The organism is Nocardioides islandensis, from assembly GCF_015352455.1.
In the GTDB taxonomy this organism is placed as follows: Bacteria; Actinomycetota; Actinomycetes; order Propionibacteriales; family Nocardioidaceae; genus Nocardioides; species Nocardioides islandensis.
Genome location: NZ_JADKPN010000001.1, coordinates 316,355 through 340,956 on the forward strand (window position 1 = coordinate 316,355; position 24,602 = coordinate 340,956).

Here is a 24,602-nt window from a genome sequence, read left to right on the forward strand (position 1 = left end):
CCCCTGCCGACCTGCACATTCGGAGAGTGCGGGTCGCCCAGGTGGCCCGGATTGCAGTGCTCGGGCCGCTGCGTCTCGGTGGCCACCAGCCTCGGATCACGCCCAGGGACCGGATGGTCCTCGAGGCGCTGACGATCCGCGCGGGCGAGAACGTGACCGTCGACTGGCTCGCCGACGCACTGTGGGGTGAGGAGCCGCCTGCTTCGGCCCACAAGAACCTGCAGAGCTGCATCGCACGGTTGCGCAAGGAGCTGGGCCGCGACGCGATCGAGACCACCGCCTCGGGCTACCGATTGGCGCTGCCGCCGACCGACATCGACAGCCACTCCTTCGAACACCTGGTGCAACGCGGCCGCGAGCTGCTGATGTTGCGCGAGCCGGACCGGGCGGCGTACGTCCTCGACGAGGCCCTGGACCTGTTCCAGGGCGAGCCGCTGGAGGACCTGTCGGGCTGGGACGTAGGCGTCCTCGAGGCGGAGCGTCTGCGCGAGGTCCGGTGGGGTGCGGAGGAGCTCCGGGTCGACGCCCTGCTTGCCGCGGGTCAGCACCAGGAGGTGCTGTCGCAGGCTCGAGCACTGGTGACCGAGCAGCCGTTGCGTGAGAGACGCCATGTCCAGCTCGCCCTGGCGCAGTACCGCTCGGGGGAGCAGGTCGAGGCCTTGACCACCTTGCGGGGACTCCGCGAGCGGCTGCTCGACGAGCTGGGCGTCGACCCCGGCCCCGAGGCCGCGGCGCTGGAGCAGGCAGTCCTGCTGCAGGATCCCGACCTGATGATCGCGGCCACGTCGGGTCAGGGAACGAGCTGCCCGTGGCCCGGCCTGACGTCGTACGACGTCGAGGACCGTGAGTCGTTCTGCGGAAGGGACACCGAGACAGCCGCCTGCTTGCGGTTGTTGCAGGACCGAGGGGTCCTGGCCGTGGTCGGCCCATCGGGAAGCGGCAAGTCCTCGCTGCTCCGGGCCGGCATCGCTGCGTCGTTGCAGGCGGGCGGTCGGGAGGTCAGGGTCGTGTCACCCGGTCGTGCCGGCCCGAGCGAGGTGGACGCCGTCCTGCGAACGCCGATCCGCACGGTGCTGGTGGTCGACCAGCTGGAGGAGGTGTTCGCGCCGGGCGTCACGCCCGAGCACCGTGCCGCGTACCTGGAGGCGCTGTCCCGACGGGGCGGCGGAGGCGAGCTGGTGGTCGCGCTCCGCGCCGACCGGACACCGGAGCTCGCCGGCGAGCCGGAGCTGGCTCGGCTCCTGGAGCGAGGCTGGTACCTGCTGAGTGCCATCGACGCCACGGGACTGCGGACCGCGATCGAGCGTCCCGCCCGGCAGGCCGGGTTCCTCGTCGAACCCGGCCTCGTCGACCTGTTGCTCCGCGAGGTCCTCGACGAGCCCGGCGCCCTTCCCCTGCTGTCGCACTCGCTGGTGGAGACGTGGAATCGGCGGGAGGGGAGGACCCTCACCGTCGACGGGTACCTCGCGAGCGGCGGTGTCCGCGGCTCGATCGCGCAGTCGGCCGAGGCCGTGTACGACGAGATCCCGCTCGAGCAGCGCGACCAGCTCCGAGACCTGCTGATGCGGCTGGTGGCTCCCGGCGCCGAGGGCGAGCCGACGCGGATCCGGATCTCGCGAGACCGCGCCGTCACCCGGCCCGAGCAGGAGCGGCTGGTCGAGCTGCTCGTCGGATCGCGCCTCCTCACCAGCGACGACGGCAACATCACGCTGGCCCACGAGGCCTTGGCGCGCGAGTGGCCCCGGCTTCGGGCGTGGCTCGACGACGACATCGACGGCCAACGACTCCGTCACCACCTCTCCGCCGCCGCCGACGCCTGGGAGGCACTCGACCGTCCTGACAGCGAGCTCTACCGCGGCGTCAGACTGGCCCGGGCGCTCGAGTGGCATGCCGACAACGGCACGGCCCTCACCGAGGGTGAGATCCAGTTCCTCGGAGCGTCCTCCCGCCTCGCCGAGGCCGAGCAGGAGAGCGTGGCCGAGCGAGCACGCGCGCAGGCTCGGCTGATCCGCCGACTCCGGTTCGTGCTGGGTGGCGCCGCCGTGCTCCTCGTCTTCGCGCTCGTCGCCGGCGGTACAGCCGTCGTGCAGTCGAACCGCGCCGGTCGCCACGCGGCCGAGGCCCGCGCCGCTGCGGACACGGCTCGCCAGGCTGCCGTCTCCGCCGATGCGCGGCGGGTCGGAGCCCGGTCGCAGCTCACCGACGACAACAGCCTGTCGCTCCTGCTGGCAGCCGCGGGCGTTCGGCTGGACGACTCTCCGGAGACGCGGGTGAGCCTCCTCGCCGCGCTCGCGAGGCGGCCCCAGCTGGCCCGCTCCACACCCGCCGAGGGCGGATACATGGAGGTTTTCGACGTGAGTCGCGACGGCCGCTGGATCGCCGCATCGGACGCCCAGAACCGGATGCACCTCTACGACGCCGCCACCAACAGGCACGTGCGCAGCTACGACGCCGGCCGTCCCTCCGAGGACGAGCAGGTGTGGCTCGAGGGGGTGTTCAGCCCCGACAGCAGGCAGCTCGCCGTCATCCTGACCCGCGGGGAGACCGAGCCGGTGCGCCTGCTGGACCCGACGACCATGCAGCCGACGGCGATGCTCAGCCGGCCGCGAGGAGAGCCGGGTTTCGCGCTCGACATCGGGTACAGCGGCGACGGCCGCTACCTCGGCGTCACCATGCTGAAGGAGGATCCGGCGCTCAACTTCACCACCGAGGAGAAGCCGGCGTACGCGTTGGTGTGGGACCTGGGCTCCCCGACTACCGCACCTGTGCGACTGGAGACCAACCCAGACCTCCAGTCGATGGCGCTCAGTCCGGACGGTCAGACCCTCTACACGGCCTCGCCGCTGACGGCGTACGACGTGGCGACGGGCGGCACGATCTGGGAACGTCCGAACCTGACCGAAGGGATCCTCGACCTGAACCGGAAGGGAACCCTCCTTGCGGAGGGGTCCGGGAAAGACCTGTTCCTGGTGGACGCCGCCAGCGGCGAGACCGTCCGGAGACTGCGCGGACACCGGGCCGGAGTCCGCGACCTGCGGTTCTCACCCGACGGCACGCTCGTCGGGTCGGTCGCCAACGACGGCGAGCTCATCGTCTGGGACACGCTCACCGGCCACCAGCTGGAACGATGGAACACCTCCGACCAGTGGGGCGTCGGCTTCAGCCCGGACAACCACCTGGTCTACTACGGCGGCGGCATCGACGCGATGCTCCGCACCTGGGACCTGTCCTCGCAGGACACCTACCTGCAGCAGACGACCCAGGTCGGCGGTGCCGAGGTGTTCCACCACGCCGACTTCTCCCCGGACGGGCAGCGGGTGGCGTACAACTGGCGTGACAGCACGAGTGGGGGATGGGTCAGGTTCGTCGACGTCGTCACCGGAGACGCGACGCCTGCTACGCGAGTGCCGGCCGAGAGGACCGGTTGGGCAAGCGGCGCCTGGCATCCCGAGGGCGGGCAGTACGCCGCGTATTGCGACGACCTGTTGTGCAACGCGCATCGACCCGGCACCGTGACCGTCCTCGACTCAGCCACGGGCCAACCCCTCCGACGCGAGCAGGACGTCGTCGACGGCGAGGACGCGATCTACTCACTGGCGTACGTCGACCAGGGTCGCTCCCTGCTGGTGGGCGATCCGAACGGCACCCGCGTCCTCGATGCCGAGACGCTTCAAACCCGAGGTGGGCCCTTCGACCTGCTCGCGCACTGCTGCACCGCCGCGATCGGTGACGGCAGCACGGCGATGATCCCGGAGTACTCCAACGACGGCGCTTCGATCCACTGGCGGATCATCGACGTCGACACCGGCGAGGTCGGCCGCGAGGGGGACGTGAACATCGGCGGTTATCCCTATGCATCCGCTGCCTCTCCGGACGGCTCCGTGGTCGCGATCGCTGGACAGGCGGGCGAGATCGTCTCCATCGACGTCCTGACCGGAGACCACCGGCGATCAACCGGGCTCGGCACCGCCGTGCGATGGCTCAACTACTCCGACGACGGCGAGCTGCTCGTCTCCGGCGCCACGGACGGCGGGGTCAGCCTCTGGGACGCCACGACCCTCGACCTGCTGGGCACCGTCTATGCACCGCACCAGGGAGAGCCGGTCCCGGCAGGGGCGCAGTTCATCGGCGACACCCACGACGTCGCCATCGCGTCGTACGACGGCCGGGTCTACCGGTGGGAGACCGACCTGTACCGGGCCATCGACTTCGCCTGCCAGATGGCCGGACGAGACCTGACGGAGGAGGAGTGGGAGACCCTGCTGCCCGACCAGCCCTACCAGTCCGTCTGCCCTGACAACTGATCGTGTGCCGAGGTGGCTGTCCTGGCGACCACCCCCGGCACTCGACCTCCTCGGCTCAGCCGGCGAAGAACACCCGCAGGTCGGCGACGATCGCGTCCGGGTTCTCCAGGACCGCGAAGTGGCCGCCCTCGTCGAACTCCGACCAGTGCTGGATGTTGGCGTTGTCGCGCTCGGCCAGCGAGCGGATGGTCTGGAAGTCGTCCTTGAAGACCGCGACGCCCAGGCGGCCGGTGCTGACGACGGGCTCGCGCTGGTCACTCGTCCGGGCGCGCGCCTCCTCGTAGTGGTAGCGCACCGAGCCGGCCGAGGTGTTGGTCAGCCAGTACAGCGTGACCTGCTCCAGCACCTGCTCGGGCCGCACCAGCGAGGTCCCGTTGCCGAAGCTCTCGAACAGCTCGGAGTACGCCAGCTGCCCGACCGGGCTGTCGGACAGGCCGGCGGCGACGGTCTGCGGGCGCGAGCCGTTCATCGCGTTGTAGCCGCCGACGGACTGGAACCACTGCATGTGCTCGAGCGCGGCGTACTCCTTCGGGCCGAAGCCCTCGAACTCCGCCGGGTCACCGCTCGGGAACGAGAACAGCTGCAGCACGTGGGCGCCGAGGAAGCCCTCGGGGTCCAGGATCGCCAGCTCGCGGCCGACCATCGCGCCGCCGTCGGAGCCGTGGACGCCGTACGACGAGTAGCCGAGGCGCCGCATCAGCTCGTCGTAGGCGCGGGCGACACGGGCCATGGTCCAGCCGCCGTCGACGACCGGGGTGGAGAAGCCGAAGCCGGGCATCGAGGGGATCACGAGGTCGAAGCCGGCGTCGGTCAGCGGGGCCACGAGCGGCAGGAACTCCAGGAACGAGCCGGGGTAGGTGTGCGCGAGCAGCAGCGCCGTGGCACCCGGTACCTCCGAGCGGACGTGGACGAAGTGGATCGTCTGCCCGTCGACCTCGGTCGTGAAGTTCGGGTGGGCGTTGATGCGCGCCTCGACCTCGCGCCAGTCGAAGGACTTCCAGCGCTCGACCATGTCGCGCAGGTACGCCGTCGGGGTGCCGTACTCCCACCCGTCGCCGGGGGCGGGCGCGGCGTAGCGGGTGCGCTCGAGGCGGTGCTGGAGGTCGTCCAGGTCGGCCTGGTCGATCGTGACGGTGAAGGGGCGGATCTCGGTGTTCTGGGTGGTGGTCATGTCGCTGACGCTAGGAGGCACTCCGGAAGATATGGTTCCGGAAATATGGAGACGTCTACCCGGATCCTGGCGCTGTTGTCGCTGCTGCAGACGCGCTCCGACTGGTCCGGCGCCGACCTGGCCCAACGGCTCGGAGTCTCCGACCGGACCGTCCGTCACGACGTCAGCCGGCTGCGCGAGCTCGGGTACCCGGTCGACGCGACCCGCGGACCGGGCGGCCGGTACCGGCTCGGCGTCGGTGCCAAGCTCCCCCCGTTGCTGCTCGACGACGAGGAGGCCGTCGCGGTCGCGGTCGGGCTGCGCGCCGCGACCGGTGTCGCCGGCGTCGAGGAGACCAGCGCCCGCGCGCTGGCCAAGCTCGAGCAGGTGCTGCCCGAGCGGCTTCGCCGCAAGCTGCACGCCCTGGTCAAGGCGACCACCGCCGGACCGGTGAACACCGACAGCAACGTCGAGGACCCGGAGGTCGACCCGGCCGTCCTCGAGGCCATCTCCCTCGCGATCCGCGACCACGACGGCCTCCGCTGCGACTACCGCGACCGGCCGACGGAGATCGAGCCGTACCACCTGGTCGCCTGGCAGCGTCGCTGGTACCTCGTCGCGCGCGACCCGCGGGTCGCGCGCGACCCGCGAGCCGACGCCTGGGCGCCGTACCGCGTCGACTGGCTGCGGCTCAAGACCCCCGGCGGCCGCCGGTTCACGCCGGCCGGGTTCCCGGGCGACATCACCGAGTTCGTCGTGCGTGAGGTGGCCCGCACCGGCTGGGCCGTCCACGCACGGATCCGCGTCGACGCCCCGGCGGACGAGGTGGTGGCGCGCATCAACCCGGCGGTCGGCACCGTCGAGGCCCACCCCGAGGGCGGCAGCGTCCTCGTCACCGGCGGCGACAGCCTCGAGGTCGTCGCCGTCTGGATCTCGATGCTGGGCATGCCGTTCCACGTCACCGAACCGCCGCAGCTCGTGGAGCACGTGCGGGACCTGGCCGAGAGGTACGCCGCCGCCCTGCCGTGAGCGGCGGCCGCCGTGTGGACGCTCTTGCTGGCCTTCGGCGGCGCACTCGGGGACCTTCGCCCCTGGCGACCGGAGCGTCTGTGCGAGGCAATGGAAGATGAGGGGAGGAGGGTCGAGATGCAGCACGAGGTCGAGATCGTGCGGGTCCCCGCCAGCACGGCCGCGGTGATCCGCTTCCACGTCACCCACGACGAGCTGCCCAGGATCGGGGAACGGATGGAGCAGGCCTTCGCGTCGGTGATGACGAGGCTCGGGGAGGCGAAAGTCATCCCCAACGGCCCGGCGGTCGCGGTGTACGAGCCGACGGCGGACGGCTTCGACGTCGCCACCGGCTTCCACGTGGCCCCGGAGTTCGTGGCGCCACAGGGACTCGAGCGGTTGGACCTGAGCGCGGCCGAGGCCGCGCACACCACCCACCTCGGTCCCTACGAGGAGCTCACCACCGCGTACGCCGACCTCCAGGAGCAGGCGGGCCGGATCGGCCGGCCGGTCGCCTGGGGCCAGCCGATGTGGGAGGAGTACTGGAGCGAGCCCGGCACCCCGGAGGACGAGACCCGCACCGAGATCTACTGGCCGGTGGCCGCCAGCGCCTGAGCGCTCACGCCCGCAGCCGCGGCGGGGTTCCCGCCTCGTCGGGACGCAGGCGCAACGACCCCAGTTGCCGGCGCGTCACGTAGAGCGCCCGCGACAGGTCCGCGCCCGCCATCGACGCGCCCCGGACGTCCGCCCCGAGCATGTCGGCGCCGGCGAGGTCGCAGCCGTCGAGGCCGGCGCCGATGAGCACCGTGCCCCGCAGGCTCGCGCCCCGGAGGTCCTCGTCACGGAGGTCGGCGCCCGCCAGGTCGGCGCCCGCGAGGTCGCGCCACCCGACGTACGCCGCCCGCGCACGCTCGGCGGCCGCGCGCAGGACCGGTACGGCGCGGGCCCGGAGGTCCGCTACTCCCTCGGCGGTCGGGGAACCGGCCAGTCGCCCGGCGTCGGCCGTCAGGGTCGAGTCACCGGCGTCGGCGAGGTACCACGCGATCTCGTGCACCTGCTCGACGAGGTGGAAGTCGCCGAGACGGTCCGCCTCGGTCACCGTCTGGCCGGCCCCGAAGCAGTCGTAGGCCACGCAGCCGCGCATCCCGTCCTCCAGCAACGAGGCGTGGATGCGGCAGCGGTGGCCGTCGTCCAGGTGTCGGCACGGCTCCCCGGCCGCCTTGTCGAAGGCGAAGTCCGCCGACCGCTGGAACGGCAGCAGCACGCAGCACAGACCGACACATCGCGAGCAGTCGGCCACCAGGTCCACGACCGACAGGCTGGCACAAGCCCGGTGCAAGGTCGTCGCGCGACGGTCCTCCCATGAAGACAACGACATCGCTGGTCGGCCCCGTCGGCCTCCTGCTCGCGACCGACCTCGTCGCCGGCCTGCTGGCCGTCGCGTCCGACGTGAACACCTGGGGCGAGGCGTGGGGCAGCAAGGCGCTGCTCGCGGCCCCGCTGCCGATGATCGCGGTGCAGGTCGCGCTGACCTGGCTCGCCGTACGCCGTCGCTCCCGCGTCGCGGCCGGCCTGCTGGCCACCGCGTGCCTGGTCAGCGTGGCGTCCGGCTTCTTCGACGGCGGGCTCGGGAACGACGAGCTGACGACCGGGCTGGCGGCGTACCAGGTGCTGCTGCTGACCGTCACGGGGGCGGTCGGCGTGCTCGCGCTGATGCGGGTGCGGGAGCTGGTGACCCAGAGGTCGGTTCAGAAGCCGAGCCGGGACCGGTGGGCCAGCAGCCAGTCGCGGTAGGGCGGGAAGCCGCGCTCGTCGGCCAGCTCCACTGCGCGGTCGGCCCAACGGGCCGCGGCGGCGTGGTCGCCGAGAGTGGCCTCGGCGAGGGCGAGGTACCCGGCGACCGGGCCGAACACGACCGCCACGCCGGCCAGGGCGTTGCGGTCGGGGAAGCGCTCCATCATCGGCTTCACGCGGCGCGCCAGGGCCACGTCGCCGACGTGGCTGGCGGCCTCCGCCTCGCAGCACGCGGTCATCAGGCTCTGCCACAGCTCCAGCGGCTCCTCGTAGGGCTGCTGGTCGAGGCTGGCCCGCACGACGGCCGGCCCGGCGGCCCGCCCCAGGAGCGCGTGCATGGTCGCTCGCGACATCGGCGACATCGCGGCCATCATCTGCAGCGGCTCGACGTACTGGCTGATCTCGCGCTCCCACATCCGGGAGATCACCGCCATCGCCGGCACCATCAGCTCGATGCTCGGCACCGCGACGTCGGGCACGACCTCGGCGATCTGCGCGATCCTGCGGTCCCGCTCCTCGGGGTGGCCGCGCAGGGCCTCGAGCGTCGACTCGACCCAGCGCAGGGTGAACAGGACGTAGGGCAGGCGTTCGTGCCGCGACAGCGCGTCGGCCTCGGCGGACAGCCGCTCCCATGCGTCCATGTCGCCGAGCTCGAGGTGGTCGTTGGCCAGGCAGACGAGCGTGACCGCCTCGGCCGCCCGGTCACCGGTCTCCCGCGCCGCGACCAGCCCCTCCTCGCCCCAGGCGATCCGCTGCTCGGTGAAGGACGGCGACCAGCTCGCGATGTACGCCGCCCGCGTCGCCCACCACAGGACCTGCGGGTCGCCGAGCCGACGCGCCAGGGCCAGCCCGGCCTCGACCAGGGCCTGGCGCTCGGCGATCGCGCCGACGTCGTAGTACAGCTCCACGGCCAGCGACAGCAGCAGCCGGCAGCGCGCCCCCGAGTCGTCCTCGGGCAGCGTCGCGAGCGCCCACCGCAGGTCGTCGACGACGTCCTCGAACAGCTCCATCCAGTCGTGCGGGGTCCAGACCGTGTACGTCGTGATGCCGGCCGCCGCCTCGGCCACCAGCTCGGGCGAGCCGAGCGTGCGGGCGAGCGCGACCGCCTCGAAGCTGGCCGCCACGACCTCGGGCCACTGCGCGGCGTACGACGCCTCGCGGGCCAGCTCCCTCAGCAGCGCGAAACGCTCGGTCTCGTCGGGGCCGGCGGCCCGTCGGTGCGCCTCGACGGCGGCGCGGCGCAGGTCCATCGCGTCGCGGTAGGACGACAACGCGTGCGCCAGGTCGGCCGCGGCACGGGCCGCCGGCCAGGCCCGGTCCACGTGGCTGGGTCCGGCGGCCAGCCACTGGAGCGCCAGGTCCGCGGTGAGCTCGGCGTCGTCGTACCAGCGCCGGACCTCGGCGTCGGACTCCAGCACGCGGGCCAGCTCGGCGTGCAGCCGCGCGCGGCGGTTGGGCGGCATCGTCCGCAGCACGGCGTCGCGGGTCAGCGCGTGCGCGAACGCGAACTCGCCGCTCTCGTCCTCGTCCACCAGCCCGGCCGAGCGGGCGACCTCGAGGTCGTCGAGCACCTCGTCGACGTCCCGGGCCGCCGCGGCGGCGAGCACCTCGGGCCGGAACCAACGCCCGAGCGCGGCCGCGAACCGCAGCGTGTCCACGGCCCGGGCCGGGAGCCCCTCGAACCGGCGGCCGACGACCTCGCGGACGCTGACGGGTACGTCGTCACCGGTGTCGCCCAGCCGGGCCAGCTCGACGACGAAGAACGGGTTGCCGCCCGAGCGCTGGTGCCACGCGGCGGTCTCCACGATCGTGACGTGCCGCGGGCTCACGGACCGCGCCAGCTCGGCGGCGTCCTCGCGGTCGAGACCGGCGAGGTCCAGCCGCAGGGCGTGGCGGCGGGCGAACGCCTCGGCGACCAGGGCGGCGGCACCGGTCGGCTCGGGGTGCACGCGACGCGTGCCGACCACGAGCAGCCGGGAGTCCGTGGGCAGGACGTCGAGCACGTGACGCAGCGTGCGCAGCGTCGCGTCGTCCGCCCAGTGGAGGTCGTCGAGCAGGACGAGCACCGGCTTCTCCGCGGCCGCCGCGAGCAGGGCCTCGGCGATCCGGTCGGAGGTCTCGAACGCCAGCCGCGCGGCGCTCTCGCCCGGGCTCTCCGGCTGCACCAGGTCGGCCAGCGACGTGCCGGCGTCGAGGTCGCGCAGCACCTGCAGCCACGGCCACAGGGGCGGTGCCCCGTCGTCCTGCGAGCAGCGCCCGCGGCCGACCGTGAAGCCGTGGTCGGCGGCGTACGTCGCCACCCGGTCGAGCAGCCAGGACTTGCCGATCCCGGGCTCACCGACCAGGAGCGCGGTCCCGGACCGGCCGGCCGCCGCGCGCTCGACGAGGTCGGCGAGGGCGTGCTGCTCGGCCCGACGGCCGACGCCGACGGCCTGCGGCGTGATGACGGGCTCGGGCACCGGTGCGGTCACCGGCGACTGTTCGAGGGTCTGCTGGAGCTGGGGGTCCTGGCGCAGGATCGCGGCCTCGAGCTCGCGGAGCTCGGGGCCGGGGTCGAGGCCGAGCTCGTCGGCCAGCAGCTCGCGTACCTGCCGCAGCGCCGCCAGCGCGTCCGCCTGCCGACCGGACCGGGTCAGGGCGAGGGCGTGCAACGCCCACCACCGCTCGACCAGCGGATGGGCGGCCACCGCCGACTCGGTGGCCGACAGCACCCCGGCGTGCTCGCCCAGGGCGAGCAGCCCGAGCACGCGGGCCTGCTCGCCGGCGACCCGGAGGTGGTCGAGGGCCGCGCGCTCCGCGTCGACGTCGGGGTGCTCGCCGAGGTCGGCGTACGGCCGGCCCGTCCATGACGCCAGCGCGAGGTCGAGCTCGTCGACGTGGGTGGCGACGAGCGTGCGGTCCGGCCAGGGGGCGCGCGCCCGGAGCGGTTCGAGGGCCGCGACCCCGCGCCGTACGGCGGCGGCGAAGGCGTGCGTGTCGACGTCCGCCGGCGCGACCCGGAGGACGTACCCGTGGTCGGTCGTCTCGAGGGATCCCGGCGCCAGGATCCGCCGCAGCCGCGAGATGTACGCGTGCAGCGCACCGTGCGGGGCGCGCGGCGGGTCGCCCGCCCACACCAGGTCGGCCAGCCGGTCGGCGTCCAGGGGGCGCCCGGGCTCGAGGGCCAGCGCGGCGACGATCGAGCGGGGCTTGCGGGCACCCGCGTCGACCCAGTGCGGAGCATCGTCGTCACCGGGCACCTCGACCCGCGTCTCCCCGAACACCCCCACGCGCACCGGCACAACCTAACGGCACAAGCCGGGCACAAGGAGCGTGAAAGCCGCGGCGGCGACGCTCCTCCCATGAACGACACGTACCCCGAGCAGATCACCCTCCCCGGCCAGTCGTCGGTCGCCGACGGCCCGCACGACCAGTCCGGGATGTACGTCATGCACCACGCGTTCCGGCGCGACCTCGCGGCGTTCGAGGCCGCCGTCCGCGCGACCCCGATCGGCGACGCGGCGACGTGGCGCGCGCTGGGAGACCGCTGGACCGACTTCGCGACGGTGCTGCACCACCACCACGGCGTCGAGGACGAGCACCTGTGGCCGGTCCTGCTGGCCGCGACCACCGAGGACGCCACGGGCACCGCGCTGCTGCACGCGATGCAGGCCGAGCACGAGCGGATCGACCCGTCCCTGACGGCGGTGGCGGCCGGGTTCGCCACGATGGTCGAGCACCCCTGCGCCGACCACCGCAACGCGCTGGACGTGCACGTCACCGCGACCCGCGCGGCCCTGCTCGCGCACCTGGCCCACGAGGAGACCGAGGCGCTGCCGCTGCTCCAGCGCACCCTGAGCGTCGAGCAGAACGCGGCGTTCGAGAAGGCGGCCCAGCGCGCCTACCCGCTGCGGATGATCCCGTTCCTGCTGCCGTGGGCGTCCGACGGCCTGCCGGACGACGTACGCCGACGCATCGTCGAGTCGGCCGGGCCGGCGTACGGGCTGCTGCTGAGGCTGCTGCGCGGAAGGTACGAGCGGGCGGAGCGGCGGGCGTTCAGGTACGTGTGAGCTGGTCTGGTGCCGGAGATCGCTGGTGCCGGTAATCGCGCGATCGCGGCCGTATGACAGATTTCGGCGCCCGGAATCTGCCATAACCGCGCGATCGCGCGATTTCCGGCACACCAGGCCGACCAGCTGAGTAGAGCCCGGCGGTGAGGTTCTGCGGCTCGCCCCCCGCGAACCATGCAGCGTCCTCACCGCCGGTCAGCCCCCCCAAGGGGCGTCCTCAGGCCGCCTTCAGGCGGCGCACCTCTCGCGTGAGCGACGCCTGGATGAGGCGGCGTTCGCGCGGGGTACCTGTCACCATCTTGTACAGCTTTCCGAGCTGGGAAGGAAGGTTCTTGCGGGTGGTGGCCTCGAGCCAGCCGTTCGGCAGGGACAGGCGCACCACCTTGTGCCAAGCAGAGTAGACCTGCTGCGGCAGCGGACGAGCGCAGTAGCTCAGGCCGTACTTCTCGAACAGCGCCTCCACCTTCGGCGCGATCTCCTTGTAACGGTTCGACGGGAGGTCCGGGAAGAGGTGGTGCTCGATCTGGTGGGACAGGTTGCCGGACATCAGGTGCATCAGCGGCGAGCCGGAGATGTTGGCCGAGCCGAGCATCTGGCGCAGGTACCACTCGCCGTGCGTCTCACCCTCGATCGACTTCCGCTCGAAGGTCTCGACGCCCTCGGGGAAGTGGCCGCACATGATGACCGAGTGCGCCCAGACGTTGCGCACGATGTTCGCGGTGAAGTTCGCGGCGAGGGTGTGCAGCGCCGAGGGGCCGGACAGGATCGGGTGGACGACGTAGTCCTTGGTCATCTGCCGGCGGATCTTGTTGACGACCTTCTTGGCCTGCTTGCGGAACTCGGGGTCCTTCGTCTTCTTGGACGCCAGCGCGCCACGCAGCTCCAGGTCGTAGGCCGCGATGCCGTACTCGAAGAACAGCGCGTTCAGGAAGTTCCACACGGGCTGGATGATGTAGAAGGGCTGCCAGGGCTGGTCCTCGTCGACGCGCATGATGCCGTAGCCGAGGTCGTTGTCCTTGCCGACGACGTTGGTGAAGTTGTGGTGCAGCTCGTTGTGGCTGACCTTCCACTGCTCGGCCGGCGTGGCGTGGTCCCACTCCCAGGTCGTCGAGTGGATCTTCGGGTCGCGCATCCAGTCCCACTGGCCGTGGAGGATGTTGTGGCCGATCTCCATGTTGTCGAGGATCTTGGCCACCGACAGGCCGGCGGTGCCGACGAGCCACGCGGGCGGGAAGATCGAGAACAGCAGCACGGCGCGGCTGCCGAGCTCCAGGCTGCGCTGGGTCTTGATGACCTTGCGGATGTACGCCGCGTCGCTCGCGCCGCGGGTGTCGATCACGCTCTGCCGGATCGCGTCGAGCTCGATGCCGAGCATCTCGACGTCCTCGGGGGTGAGGTGCGCGATCTGGCTGTCGCCGGTCTGCTTCTTCTTCTGGATGACGGTCACAGGAGTTCCCTTCTCTCAGGGGTCTGTCGGTGGAACGTGGTCAGTGGTCGAGGTGGCAGTCGCCGGCTGCCGCGTTGATGCAGGTCTGCACCTTGATGGCCGGGCCCTCGCCCGGTACGGCGGTGGTGACGGCGCCCGTGCGCAGGTCGCGCACGCTGCCTTCCTTGAGCGGCAGGACGCAGCCGTAGCAGATGCCCATCCGGCACCCGCTCGGCATCAGCACACCGGCCGCCTCGGCCGCGTCGAGGATCGGTGAGTCACCGGGCGCCTCGACGACGACGTCGTTGGTCTCGAAGCGGACGGTGCCGCCCTCGCCGGGGTCGGCGATGCGCGTGGTGCGGAACTGCTCGGTGAACAGCTTCAGCCCGGCCCGCTCGTGGTGGGCGGCCAGGGCGTCCAGCAGGCCCGAGGGGCCGCAGCCGAACGTCGTGCGCGCACCGAGGTCGGGCACGAGCTCGGTGAGCCGGTCGAGGTCGAGCAACCCGTGCTCGTCGTCGTACCGGGCCACGAGCCGGATCGCGCCCGCGTCGTGCAGGGCCTGGAGGTCGCGGCGGAAGATCGAGTCGGGCCGGCTGGGCGCCACGTGCAGCACGACGATGTCGTAGTCGGCGCTGCGCTTGAGGCGGAGGACGCCCGAGTCGGTGCTGGGGAAGAGGTTGCGGAGCATGCCGATGACCGGCGTGATGCCGGACCCGGCGGTCACGAAGAGGAGCTTGCCGCCGCCCTCGGGGAGGACGAACTCGCCCTGCGCCTGCTCGAGGTGGACGAGCGTCCCGGGCGTGCAGTCGTGCACGACGTGGTGGCTGACCAGCCCGTCCGGGACGGCCTTGACGGTGATCGAGATGAGGCCGTCGGGGCGCGGGCCGTGGGTCAGGGAGTAGGCGCGCCACTGGCGGACGCCGTTGACGTCGATGCCGAGTCGGAGGTACTGGCCGGGCACGTGCCCGGCCCAGTCGGCGCCCGGCTTGATGAGGAGGGTCGCGGCGTCCTTGGTCTCCGGGTGGACCGAGACGACCCGGCCGCGGAGCTCGGCGCCCCGGCGCAGCGGGGCGAACAGGTCCAGGAAGTCGGCGGGCACGAGCGGGCTGCTGGCCGCGTGCGCGACGCGCGAGATGTGGCCGCCCAGACGAGTGGACAGTCGGCCACGGGGGGCCGGTCCAGGGGTCGGTACAGCATCGGTGGGGGTCACCTGACCAGCATGCCCGAGTGATGTGACAAAATCCTGACCCTGTCGGGTGAATCGCTCGCCCGAATTTGTGCGACGGGAACGAAAGCATGGCCACACGCGGTCCACGGCGTACCGCTGGTCACGGCGTCCTCCTGGACCCCGAGGTCATCGCGGAGATGCGCGCCCACCTGCCCGACGTCGCCGACCGCACCGTCGCGGCGATCACCGAGGAGGTCCCGAGCTACCAGGACGCCCTCAGCGGCTCGATGGGCGAGATCATCCGGAACGCCGTGCAGCTGGCGCTGGGCGGGTTCCTCTCCCTGGCCGGCGGGCGACGTGGCGCGGACCCGGGCACGCCGGCCGCGCCGTCGGTCGAGGGCGCCTACCAGCTCGGGCGCGGCGAGGCGCGCAACGGCCGCACGACCGACGCCCTCCTGTCGGCGTACCGCATCGGCGCCCGGGTCGCGTGGCGCGAGATGTCGGCGACCGCGGTGCGGTCGGGGATCCCGGCGGACCGGCTGGCCGGGTTCGCGGAGCTGGTGTTCGCCTACATCGACGAGCTGTCGGCGGCCAGCGTCGCCGGGCACACCGACGAGCTGGCCACGAGCGGGCGGGTGCGCGAGCGGCTGCTCGAGCGGCTGGCCAAGGACCTGCTCGACGGCGCGTCGACCGACGAGGTCGTCGAGGCCGCGGCCCGCGCGGAGTGGCCGGAGCCCAAGACGCTGACGGCCGTGATCGTCCCGGAGGCCCAGGCGCGGCGGGTACGGGGGTCGCTGCCCGGCGTCGTGCTCCAGGCCGTGGACCGCAGCGACATCCCGGACCGCGCCCTCCTCCTGGTGCCCGACGCCCACGGCCGCGAACGGGCGGGCCTGCTGGCGGCGCTGGGCCGGGGTTGCATCGCCGGCCCGCCGCGGCCGTGGCTGCAGGTCCGCGCGTCGTACGACCGTGCCCTGCGCGCCCACGAGAGCGGCCTCACCGGCGACACCGAGCTGCACCTGACCCAGCTCGTGCTCACCGCCGACCCCGAGGCCCTGGCCGACCTGCGGGCCCGGGCCCTGGCACCCCTCGCCGACCTGCGGCCCGCGGTCGCCGAGAAGCTCACCGACACGCTGAGGTCCTGGCTCTTCCACCACGGCCGCCGGGAGGACGTCGCCGCCGAGCTGTTCGTCCACCCGCAGACGGTCAGGTACCGGATGAACCAGCTCCGCGACCTGTACGGCGACCGTCTCGACGACCCCGAGACCGTCCTGGAGCTGACGATCGCGCTGTCGGCGTGAATGTGCTGGACTTCCACTCGAGCTAGCCCCCGAACAGCCCCTCGTCGCCGTGCACGAGCCGGCCGGCGACCCAGGTCGCGGCGACGGGCATGGCGCGCAGGCGGGCGGCCTGGTCGGCCGTCGTACCCGAGTCGTCGAGCGGGTCGGCGTCCAGCAGCACCAGGTCGCCCCGCGCGCCGGCGTGCACCGAACCCTGCCCGTCGACGGAGGCGGCCAGCGCCTCGCGGGGCGTGACCGCCTGCTCGCCGTGCCACGCCGGGCGGTCGTCGGCGGAGCGGTGCACGGCCGCGGCGATGGCCAGCCAGGGGTCGAGCGGGGAGACCGGGGCGTCGGAGCCGAAGGCGAGCGGCACGCCGTCGTCGAGCATCCACCGCAGCGGGAAGCAGCGGTCGGTGCGGTCGGGCCAGATCAGCTCGCTGACGTCGCGGTCGTCGAGCAGGTGCGCGGGCTGGACGCTGGCGCGGACGCCGAGCCGGCCCATGCGGGTCACGTCCTCGCGGGTCATCAGCTGAGCGTGCTCCATCGAGCCGCGGGCGCCCGTCTCCTCGTACGCCGCCAGCACGTCGTGGCAGGCCGCGTCGCCGATCGCGTGGATCGCGGTCTCCAGGCCGTGCTCGGTGGCGCGGCTCATCAGCTCCCGCAGCTCGGCCGGCGACTGGTTGGGAGCACCGGAGCCGGACCCGTCGGCGTACGGGTGCTCGCACCACGCCGACCGCGTGTTCAGCGAGCCGTCGCTGATCACCTTGAGCGGCCCCATCACCAGCAGGTCCTGGCCCTCGACGAGCGGGTCGCCCGAGCGCAGGCCGGCGTCGATGACCTCGTCGAGGTGCATCGGGTACGTCGCCCGTCGGACCCGGACCAGGTCGACGCCGGCCTCCCAGCGAGGTACCCAGGCACCGACCTTCTCGCCGTACTCCAGGTCGACGACGCCGGTGATGCCCAGGGCGGTCGCGGCTTGCAGGGTGCGCAGGTACGCCTCGTCCGAGCTCTCGTCCCCGGCGATCTCGGCGACGCGCGGGTAGACCGAGAACCACTCGGCCTCCGTCAGCACGCCCTCGATCGGGGCCAGGCCGAGCTGCTCGAGCGCGACCGAGTTGAGCCAGCCGTGGTGGCTGTCGCCGCTGACGAGGACGACGGGTACGTCGGGGGCGACCGCGTCGAGCGCCGCCACCGTCGGCTGGGTGGGCCAGGTGACGGGGCGGTGGCCGTACCCGACCACGGGCTCGCCCGGCGCCGCGGCCAGCCGGCCGCGCACCCGGGAGAGGACCTCGTCGGCCGAGCGGGTGCCGATCGTGTCGAGCCGGCCGGACGTGGCGGTCCACATCTTCAGGTGGGTGTGGTGGTCCCACAGCCCCGGGATGAGCCAGCGCTCCTCGGCGTCGACCTCGGGGATGCCCGGCGGCCGCGGCAGGTCGTGGTCGATGTCGCGGATGCGGCCGGCCTCGACCAGGACGTCCACCGGACCGGCCCACCCCGGTCCGCCGTCCAGCTCGACGATGCGGGCGCGACGGAGGAGGAAGTCCATGGCGAGACCTTAGGGCTCGGGCGAGGCCCAGGGCCCGATGCCACCGACCCTCTCCACGGCGTACCGGACGACGTACCCGGGGGAACGCGGAGCCGGGAACGTGACGTCCGGACCGACGTACGTGCGACCCAGGCGGTCGAGCACGTCCCACGCCTCGTCGCTGGGGGTGACGGTGGCGCGGGCCCGGACGGCGGCGTACGGCTGGAGGAACGCGCCCTCCTCGTGCGGCGCGAGGAACGACAGCACCACGCGCGGGTCACGCTCCATGTTGCGCACCTTCTGGTTGTGCGGCAGGTGTGCGGTGACCAGGTCGTCCCCGTCGACGCCCACCCAGACCACGGTGACCTGCGGGCTGCCGTCGGGGTTGAGCGTCGTCAGGTGGCAGAGCGGGCCGGTGGCGACGAGGTCGCGGAGGGCGGGGTGCACAAGGCGACCCTAGACGTCCGGCGTCGTCGTCCACAGCCTGCCGGGAGGGCCTTCCGCCGCGCTCTCTCCGGGGTGATCCTGGGGCCCTCTCATCTCGGGGAGGGACGATGACGATCAACCTGGACGACGCGGCGTTCGACCGCGGACGCGCCGACATCCGCGAAGCCGCGCACCGGCTGCGCACGGCGCGGGACCGGGCCGACCGCCGCGTCACCGGGTTCGTGGGTGCCGGGTGGCGGGGCCTGGCCGCCGAGGCCTTCGTCGACGCCTTCGACGACTGGCGGCTGGCTGCCCGGCGGGTCGAGGACGGGCTGACCACGATGGCGGAGCTGATGGCCGCCACCCAGCACGACCTACACGCCCGCGACACGGCCGTGGCCGAGGACCTGCGGTGAGCGAGGACTTCGTCGTCGAGCTCGACGAGCTGGCCGACGTCGTCGGTGACCTCGAGGCGTGCGAGCGTCACCTGGCCCTGCTGGTCGAGGACCTCGACCGCCAGGTGGCGGCCCTGCACGGCACTTGGCGCGGGCTCGCGGCGGACGCACAGCGCCTGGCGCACCTCGACTGGTCGGAGGGCATGACCGCGATGCGCGGCTCTCTCGGCGAGCTGCGCGCCGCGGCACGGCTCGCACACGAGGAGTACGCCGGCGCCGCGGCCACCAACGTCGCGATGTGGCGGGAGGTCGCTCCGTGAGGGTTGCGGTGGACGCGCACGGCTACGGCGGCGCGGCCTCGGCGTTGCTGGGCGGCAACGAGCTGGCGGCGCAGCACTACGGCACGCTGACCCAGAAGCTGGTGGGCTGCGCCGGGATGGCCGGCGACGACGTCACGTCGCAGGAGTTCGCCCGGCAGTACGACGCCGCGGCGCAGGAGGCCGTCGACGGGCTCGACGACCTGGTCGACGCGTTCGGGTCGCTCGCCTCGCTGGTCCGGCGTTCGCACGCCCACCACCGGCGGGCGAACGCCGCGGCGGCGTACGGCCATCCCGCCGCCGACCCCGACGACCCCGGCTTCGAGCCCGGCACGGTCGACGTCGGCTCGGTACGGCTGCCGACGGCACTGGGCGCCAACGACGCCGACCTGCCTCAGTTCTGGGAGCAGGTCCTCGACCACCTCGAGGGCTACGCCTGGCCGAACGCCGACACCGGCCGCCTCCGCGACGCGGCCACCTCCTGGTGGTCGGCCGCCGACGACGTGGAGCGGCTGGTGTCGGGCTGCGACTCCGCCGTCGCCCGGCTCGAGACCCAGCAGTCGCCGGAGATCCCGCTGGCGACACGGGCGGTCGGGGACCTGCGCGACGTCGTGGTCGGCCTGGCCGTCGAGCTGCGCGGGGTCGGCGACTCGTGCGAGGAGTACGCCGCGGTCGTCGAGGAGCACCGCGCGATCGTCCGCGGCATCCTCACCGAGATGGCCGTCGAGGCCGGCCTGACGGTCGTGGCCGGCGCGGTCGTCGGCTTCGTCACCTTCGGCGGCGGCGCGGCCGCCGGCGCGGCGCTCGCCGGCTGGCGGATCGCCTCGGCCGCGAAGAAGGTGCTCACCACCCTCCGCGCCCTGCACGAGCTCGCCCGCGCTCGTGCCGTCGCCCGGCTGACGAGCGTCGTCGAGCGGATCGGTCCGCTGCGGTCGGTGCTCGCCCGGTTGAAGCGGGCGAGGCGCCTGCGGGCGGACGCCAGCAGGCTCATGTGCCGCACTGATCTCAACGATGCTCAGCTGGCCAACTTGTCCCGCTACACCAAGAAGCTGCCCGCGGGCGCCGAGTCCACGGTCATCACACGCGGTTCCGACGGCGCGATCCACCTCAGCACCAAGGTGCCGGGCCGGGTTCCGGGCTCGTACGCGATCTACGAGAAGGTGGTGGACGCGAGCGGAAGAACCATCGCCTACACCAAGACCAAGGTCGCGCCCGATGGAAGCGTCCTCCACATCAAGCACAAGTTGGTTCCATGACCTCGAACCCAGAGCAACAGACGCTGACGACCGACGACCTCAGGAAGGCGCTCGACCGGTTCGACGAAGGCACGCTCGCCGAGGCGGACCTCGTCGCCTGGGCGGAAGAGGTCCACGGCCGCGAGGACATCGAGCTGGACCCGGGTGACCGCGACCTCCTGGCGGACGCGTTGTTCGAGCTGTCGACGCCCGAGCTCTTCGGCCCGATCACCGACATCGTCGGCGAGATCCGGCGCCGGCTGGGCTGACTCTCCGACGGCCGACGATCACACGTGCCGGCGGGACTGGATGATCCGGAACCGGGAGGCGACGTACGCACCGTCGGTGTACGACGCGTTGGCGGCGGGGTTGGCGCCGGTGCCGTGGAAGTCGGAGTACGCCGCGGACTGGTTGACGAACACGCCGCCGAGGAGGTTCTCGGAGAGCGCGACGCCGGCGTCGAGGGCGGCGTCCCTCACGTCGTCGATCACCGCCGGCGACGTCGAGTAGACCGAGGCGGTCATCGCGCCGTGGCGGCGGACGGTGTCGCGGAACAGCTGGGTCGACTCGTCGGTGCTCGCGGTGGCGATCAGGTAGGCGACCGGGCCGAAGCACTCGGCCTCGTAGACGTCGGAGTCCTCGGACGTCAGGCCGATGATCGTGGGGGTGCGGACGGTGGCGTCGGGGTACGCCGGGTGGGTCACGGTCCGCGACGCGACGAGCACCTCGCCGTGGGACGCGGCCTCCGAGAGCCGCGCCAGCACCCCGCCGTTGACGACGCCGCCGAGGAGCTCGACGGCCCGGGCGTCGTCGCCGAGCAGCTTGTCGAGGGCGGCACCCAGCCCGGCGGCCACGTCGGCGACGGACTTGTGGCCCTCGTCGGTGTCGATGCCGCCGGCGGGGAGATAGACGTTCTGGGGGGCCGTGCACATCTGGCCGGTGTACAGCGCGAAGGAGAAGGCGAGGTTCTGGCACATGCCCGCGAAGGACGACGTCGAGTCGATGACGACGGTGTTCACCCCGGCCTTCTCGGTGAACACGACCGCCTGCCGCGCGTGCTCCTCCAGCCAGTCGCCGAAGGCGTTGCCGCCGGTGTAGTCGATGAGCCTGACCTCGGGCCGCACCGCCAGCGTGGCGGCCAGCTTGTCGTCGGGACCCTCGGCCGCCAGCGTGACCAGGTGCGGGTCGAAGCCCGCCTCCTCCAGCACCTGCTGGCAGACCTGCACGGTGATCGCGAGAGGCAGCACGGCGCCCGGGTGCGGCTTCACGACGACGGGGTTGCCGCAGACCAGCGACGCGAAGAGCCCGGGCCACGAGTTCCAGGTCGGGAAGGTGTTGCAGCCGATCACCAGGGCCAGCCCGCGCGGCACGACCGTGAACGTCTTCTCCATCACCAGCGGCTCGCCGCGGGCCGGCTTCTCCCACAGCGCCGTGGTCGGCGTCCGCGTCATCTCGGTCCACGAGTAGGCGATCGCCTCCAGCGCGCGGTCCAGCGCGTGCGCGCCACCGGCCTGGAACGCCATCACGAACGCCTGCCCGCTCGTGTGCTGCACCGCGTTGGCCAGCTCGAAGACGCGCGCGTGCAGCCGGTCCAGGATCTCCAGGCACACGCCGGTGCGGCCCTCGGGCCGCGCGTCGCGCCACGGCCGCATGCCGGCCAGCGCCGCCTCGATGAGCGGGTCGACGTCCGTGACGTGAGGGTAGGAGACCTCGAGGTCGAACCCGTACGGCGACCGCTCGGTCGCGACATGCCCCTGCGAGCCCGGGGTGTCGAGCGGGAAGCTCTGGCCCTGCCAGGCCTCGAACGCCGCCTTGCCCTCGGCCGCGGCGTGCTCGCCGTACACCCGGGGGGACGGCGACTCGTCGAACGCCGAGTAGTAGCTGCGCGTCGAGCAGGCCTTCACCGCGGAGTCGAGGCGCTCGCGGTGCTTCTCGAGGAGGGAGTTCGGGTCGAGGGCCGTCGTGGTCATGGCGGCAACTCAACCCGGCGGCCCACCGCCAGGCAAGTTCGCTCCCCTACCCTGTGCCCGTGCGCGGACGGGTCCTCGGGGTCTGGCTGCTGGCCGCCCTCGTGGGCGTCGGCGGCGGGCTCGGCGTGGGCTACCTCGGCCAGCCGCGCGCCGCGTCCGGGGGAACCGCCACGCCGCTGCCCGCCTCGTCGCCGAGCGTCCCGGTCGACCCGCCGGCGCCCGAGCCGACCTACACCGAGGACATCGACTACCCGCCGCTCGAGGCCGGACTGACGTTCCGCACCTTGCGGATGAGCAACTCCCAGCAGACCTGGAAGGTGCCCGTCCCGAAGGGGTGGGTGGCCTCGGACGTCGACACCGGGCAGCCGGTCCCGCGCACGTTGTGGACGTCGTACGACGAGCTGCGCTTCCGGCCCGCGGACGAGCCGGACGAAGGCGGGTACAGCATCCGGGTGAAGATGATCAACAGCCGGCTCACCCCTGCGGCGATGGTGGCCGCCAAGAAGGTCGGTCTGCGGGAGCTGGACCTGGTCACGACCCTGGCGGAGACCGACGAGTCCTACAAGTTCACCTACCGCACCTCCGGCGGACGGCTGCGCTACAACTACTTCCGCTGGTTCGCCGTACCCGGCTCGTCGGAGGCGACGCTCGAGATGTCGGTGGTCGGCCGGCAGGTGGACGTACCGGGCCTGGACGCCCTCTACTCCGCGTTCGCCAGCACCCTCGAGCCCGTCACGAGCCCCTGACCGCCTCACCGGGCCGGACCACACCGATCTCGTAGGCCAGCACGACCAGCTGCACCCGGCTGCGATGACCGAGCTTGGCGAGCAGCCGGTTCACGTGGGTCTTCACGGTCGCCTCCGAGACGACCAGCTGCCGCGCGATGTCGTCGTTCGAGAGCCCGCGCGCGATCAGCCCGAACACCTCGCGCTCGCGCTCGGTCAGGCCGTCCAGCTCCGGCGGCACGCCCTCGACCGGCGCGGGCCGGCGCACGTGGTCCTCGATGAGCCGGCGCGTGAGGCTCGGCGCGAGCAGCGCCTCGCCCGCGGCCACGGTCTCGATCCCGGCGACCAGCCGGTCGGGCGGCGTGGCCTTCAGCAGGAACCCGGCCGCGCCGGCCTGGAGCGCGCGGTACACGTAGGTGTCGAGGTCGTACGTCGTCAGCACCAGCACCCGCGTCGGCGCTCCGGACGCGGTGAGCTCGGCCGTGGCGGCGATCCCGTCGAGCACCGGCATCCGGATGTCCATGAGGGCGACGTCCGGCCGGTGGCGGCGGACCGCGTCGACCGCCTCCCGCCCGTCGGCGGCGCACGCCAGCACATCGACGCCGCGCGCCGTCAGCACCATCTCCAGACCCGAGCGCACGAGGTCCTGGTCGTCGGCGACGACGACCGTGGTCACGTCGCCACCGGCAGGCTCGCCGTCAGCACGAAGCGCCCGTCACGGACGCCGTGGCTGAGCTGGCCGCCGAGCAGCGCCACGCGTTCGGCGATGCCCAGCAGGCCGAGCCCCGTGCCGGTGCTCGCACGGCCGCCGGCCGGGGAGTCGGTGGGGTTGGTCGCCTCGATCGACAGCGCCGTCGGCGTGGCCGCCACGCGCAGCGACGTGGTGCGGTCGGTGCCGTAGCGCAGCGCGTTGGTGAGGGCCTCCTGCACGATGCGGTACGCCGACACGTCGACGCCGGCGGGCAGGTGCGGGAGCGGGTCGGGCAGGTCGAGCTCCACGGCGAGGCCGCTCTCCCGGAAGGCGGCGACCAGCCCTGGCAGGTCGGCCAGGCCCGGGGCCGGGGCCAGGCCCAGCTCGTCCTGGTCGTCCCGCAGCACGTGCAGCAGCCGGCCGGTCTCGGCGATGGCCTGGCGTCCGGTGTCCGCGACGTCGGCGAGGACCCGCTCGGCCCGCTCCGGGTCGGTGCGCACCAGGTCCTGCGCGGCCGAGGTCTGCACGACCATCGCGCTGATCGAGTGCGCGATCACGTCGTGCATCTCGCGGGCGATCCGGTCCCGCTCGGCGCGCACCGCCTCGCGGCGCACCAGCTCCTGGTGCTCCTCGAGCATCTCCTTCTGCAGGGCGAGCCGACGGGTGATGCGGCCGAGCACGTAGGGCGGCGCGACCAGCGACAGCACGAACATCACGTCGGACAGGTCGTGGGCGCGCGTGTCCACGAAGGCGTAGTCGCCGAAGAGCATCAGCAGCACGAGCCCGAGCGCGGCCAGCCCGCGCAGGTCGGGCACCCAGCGGGCGAGGGAGTAGATCGACACGGCCAGCACGAGGATGGGAACGGCCGGCTCATCGAGTTGCGGCCCGACGTACGGGATGACCAGCAGCACGAGCTCGGCCAGGGTGGCGAAGACCAGCGGGTGGTGCCGTCGCCCGACCAGCAGCGCGCAGGCAACGACCTCCAGGAGCGCTCCCCAGCCCCAGCCGTCGAGGTCCAGCACGGCCATCTCGGTGACGCCGAGTGCGGCGATGCCCGCGGGCAGCAGCACGTCCCAGCGGCTGACTCGCGCGACCATCCGTCGAATGTAGGTCCGGCGGAGGGTGGTGTCAGTCAACCCAGG

Annotated in this window: 21 protein-coding genes; 11 read left to right on the top strand and 10 right to left on the bottom strand. The window is 72.9% G+C overall.

Annotated elements, in window-relative coordinates; all coding sequences use genetic code 11:
* The first annotated feature begins 26 nt into the window (after positions 1-26).
* Positions 27-4,304: an nSTAND1 domain-containing NTPase gene (locus ISU07_RS01545; protein WP_194704986.1), complete on the top strand. Its 4,278-nt coding sequence runs from the start codon at positions 27-29 to the stop codon at positions 4,302-4,304.
* A gap of 55 nt (positions 4,305-4,359) precedes the next feature.
* Here the strand turns inward: ISU07_RS01545 and ISU07_RS01550 are convergent, their stop codons facing one another.
* Complete coding sequence (locus ISU07_RS01550) at positions 4,360-5,475, bottom strand: epoxide hydrolase family protein (RefSeq protein ID WP_194704987.1); 1,116 nt, start codon at positions 5,473-5,475, stop codon at positions 4,360-4,362.
* A gap of 45 nt (positions 5,476-5,520) precedes the next feature.
* On the opposite strand from ISU07_RS01550, the gene ISU07_RS01555 reads away from it, so the two are divergent.
* Together ISU07_RS01555 and ISU07_RS01560 are read left to right on the top strand one after the other, a co-directional pair.
* On the top strand, positions 5,521-6,483 hold the full coding sequence (locus tag ISU07_RS01555) for a helix-turn-helix transcriptional regulator (RefSeq protein ID WP_194704988.1): 963 nt from the start codon (positions 5,521-5,523) through the stop codon (positions 6,481-6,483).
* A 117-nt stretch (positions 6,484-6,600) separates the two neighbouring features.
* The gene (locus ISU07_RS01560; protein WP_194704989.1) at positions 6,601-7,077 is read left to right on the top strand and encodes a GyrI-like domain-containing protein; all 477 of its coding nucleotides are present in this window, start codon (positions 6,601-6,603) and stop codon (positions 7,075-7,077) included.
* 4 nt (positions 7,078-7,081) lie between these two features.
* Here ISU07_RS01560 and ISU07_RS01565 read toward each other — a convergent pair whose 3' ends face one another.
* On the bottom strand, positions 7,082-7,771 hold the full coding sequence (locus tag ISU07_RS01565; protein WP_323742360.1) for a pentapeptide repeat-containing protein: 690 nt from the start codon (positions 7,769-7,771) through the stop codon (positions 7,082-7,084).
* 53 nt (positions 7,772-7,824) lie between these two features.
* On the opposite strand from ISU07_RS01565, the gene ISU07_RS01570 reads away from it, so the two are divergent.
* Positions 7,825-8,256, top strand: a complete 432-nt coding sequence (locus tag ISU07_RS01570; protein ID WP_194704991.1) for a hypothetical protein — start codon at positions 7,825-7,827, stop codon at positions 8,254-8,256.
* On the opposite strand, the gene ISU07_RS01575 is transcribed toward ISU07_RS01570, so the two are convergent.
* Positions 8,211-11,531 carry a BREX system ATP-binding domain-containing protein gene (locus tag ISU07_RS01575; protein ID WP_194704992.1) on the bottom strand — a complete coding sequence of 1,107 codons (3,321 nt, stop codon included), beginning with the start codon at positions 11,529-11,531 and terminating at the stop codon, positions 8,211-8,213. The two genes, ISU07_RS01570 and ISU07_RS01575, sit on opposite strands and share 46 nt — an antisense overlap.
* 66 nt (positions 11,532-11,597) lie before the next feature.
* Here ISU07_RS01575 and ISU07_RS01580 point away from each other — a divergent pair, with 66 nt between their 5' ends.
* The gene (locus ISU07_RS01580) at positions 11,598-12,305 is read left to right on the top strand and encodes a hemerythrin domain-containing protein (protein ID WP_194704993.1); all 708 of its coding nucleotides are present in this window, start codon (positions 11,598-11,600) and stop codon (positions 12,303-12,305) included.
* Between the two features lie 217 nt (positions 12,306-12,522).
* Here ISU07_RS01580 and ISU07_RS01585 read toward each other — a convergent pair whose 3' ends face one another.
* Positions 12,523-13,752 carry a fatty acid desaturase family protein gene (locus ISU07_RS01585; RefSeq protein ID WP_194704994.1) on the bottom strand — a complete coding sequence of 410 codons (1,230 nt, stop codon included), beginning with the start codon at positions 13,750-13,752 and terminating at the stop codon, positions 12,523-12,525.
* 40 nt (positions 13,753-13,792) lie between these two features.
* Entirely contained in the window at positions 13,793-14,830 is a 1,038-nt protein-coding gene (locus tag ISU07_RS01590; protein ID WP_323742361.1) for a ferredoxin reductase, read from the bottom strand.
* Between the two features lie 197 nt (positions 14,831-15,027).
* Here ISU07_RS01590 and ISU07_RS01595 point away from each other — a divergent pair, with 197 nt between their 5' ends.
* The gene (locus ISU07_RS01595) at positions 15,028-16,197 is read left to right on the top strand and encodes a PucR family transcriptional regulator (protein ID WP_194704995.1); all 1,170 of its coding nucleotides are present in this window, start codon (positions 15,028-15,030) and stop codon (positions 16,195-16,197) included.
* Positions 16,198-16,219: 22 nt separating this feature from the next.
* Here the strand turns inward: ISU07_RS01595 and ISU07_RS01600 are convergent, their stop codons facing one another.
* Both ISU07_RS01600 and ISU07_RS01605 read right to left on the bottom strand, forming a co-directional pair.
* On the bottom strand, positions 16,220-17,722 hold the full coding sequence (locus ISU07_RS01600; RefSeq protein ID WP_194704996.1) for an amidohydrolase: 1,503 nt from the start codon (positions 17,720-17,722) through the stop codon (positions 16,220-16,222).
* Positions 17,723-17,731: 9 nt separating this feature from the next.
* A complete protein-coding gene (locus ISU07_RS01605; RefSeq protein ID WP_194704997.1) occupies positions 17,732-18,148 on the bottom strand; it encodes a PPOX class F420-dependent oxidoreductase in 417 nt (138 codons plus the stop codon).
* A 107-nt stretch (positions 18,149-18,255) separates the two neighbouring features.
* Between ISU07_RS01605 and ISU07_RS01610 the strand changes: the two genes are divergently transcribed.
* Genes ISU07_RS01610 through ISU07_RS01625 form a run of 4 tightly spaced genes read left to right on the top strand, consistent with a single transcriptional unit; the run spans position 18,256 to position 20,343 of the window.
* Complete coding sequence (locus ISU07_RS01610) at positions 18,256-18,543, top strand: WXG100 family type VII secretion target (protein ID WP_194704998.1); 288 nt, start codon at positions 18,256-18,258, stop codon at positions 18,541-18,543.
* The gene (locus ISU07_RS24375; RefSeq protein ID WP_194704999.1) at positions 18,540-18,842 is read left to right on the top strand and encodes a WXG100 family type VII secretion target; all 303 of its coding nucleotides are present in this window, start codon (positions 18,540-18,542) and stop codon (positions 18,840-18,842) included. The genes ISU07_RS01610 and ISU07_RS24375 overlap by 4 nt, the downstream gene beginning before the upstream one ends.
* Positions 18,839-20,095, top strand: a complete 1,257-nt coding sequence (locus ISU07_RS01620; protein WP_194705000.1) for a WXG100-like domain-containing protein — start codon at positions 18,839-18,841, stop codon at positions 20,093-20,095. Before ISU07_RS24375 ends, ISU07_RS01620 begins: the two co-directional genes overlap by 4 nt.
* Complete coding sequence (locus tag ISU07_RS01625) at positions 20,092-20,343, top strand: hypothetical protein (RefSeq protein ID WP_194705775.1); 252 nt, start codon at positions 20,092-20,094, stop codon at positions 20,341-20,343. The genes ISU07_RS01620 and ISU07_RS01625 overlap by 4 nt, the downstream gene beginning before the upstream one ends.
* 18 nt (positions 20,344-20,361) lie before the next feature.
* On the opposite strand, the gene paaN is transcribed toward ISU07_RS01625, so the two are convergent.
* Positions 20,362-22,044: a phenylacetic acid degradation protein PaaN gene (gene paaN / locus ISU07_RS01630; protein ID WP_194705001.1), complete on the bottom strand. Its 1,683-nt coding sequence runs from the start codon at positions 22,042-22,044 to the stop codon at positions 20,362-20,364.
* A 59-nt stretch (positions 22,045-22,103) separates the two neighbouring features.
* Here paaN and ISU07_RS01635 point away from each other — a divergent pair, with 59 nt between their 5' ends.
* On the top strand, positions 22,104-22,790 hold the full coding sequence (locus ISU07_RS01635) for a hypothetical protein (RefSeq protein WP_194705002.1): 687 nt from the start codon (positions 22,104-22,106) through the stop codon (positions 22,788-22,790).
* Here ISU07_RS01635 and ISU07_RS01640 read toward each other — a convergent pair.
* On the bottom strand, positions 22,777-23,445 hold the full coding sequence (locus tag ISU07_RS01640) for a response regulator transcription factor (protein ID WP_323742362.1): 669 nt from the start codon (positions 23,443-23,445) through the stop codon (positions 22,777-22,779). The genes ISU07_RS01635 and ISU07_RS01640 overlap by 14 nt on opposite strands.
* Positions 23,442-24,557 (bottom strand): sensor histidine kinase, encoded by a 1,116-nt coding sequence (locus ISU07_RS24625; protein ID WP_194705003.1) that lies wholly within the window; start codon positions 24,555-24,557, stop codon positions 23,442-23,444. Before ISU07_RS24625 ends, ISU07_RS01640 begins: the two co-directional genes overlap by 4 nt.
* Positions 24,558-24,602: the final 45 nt, after the last annotated feature.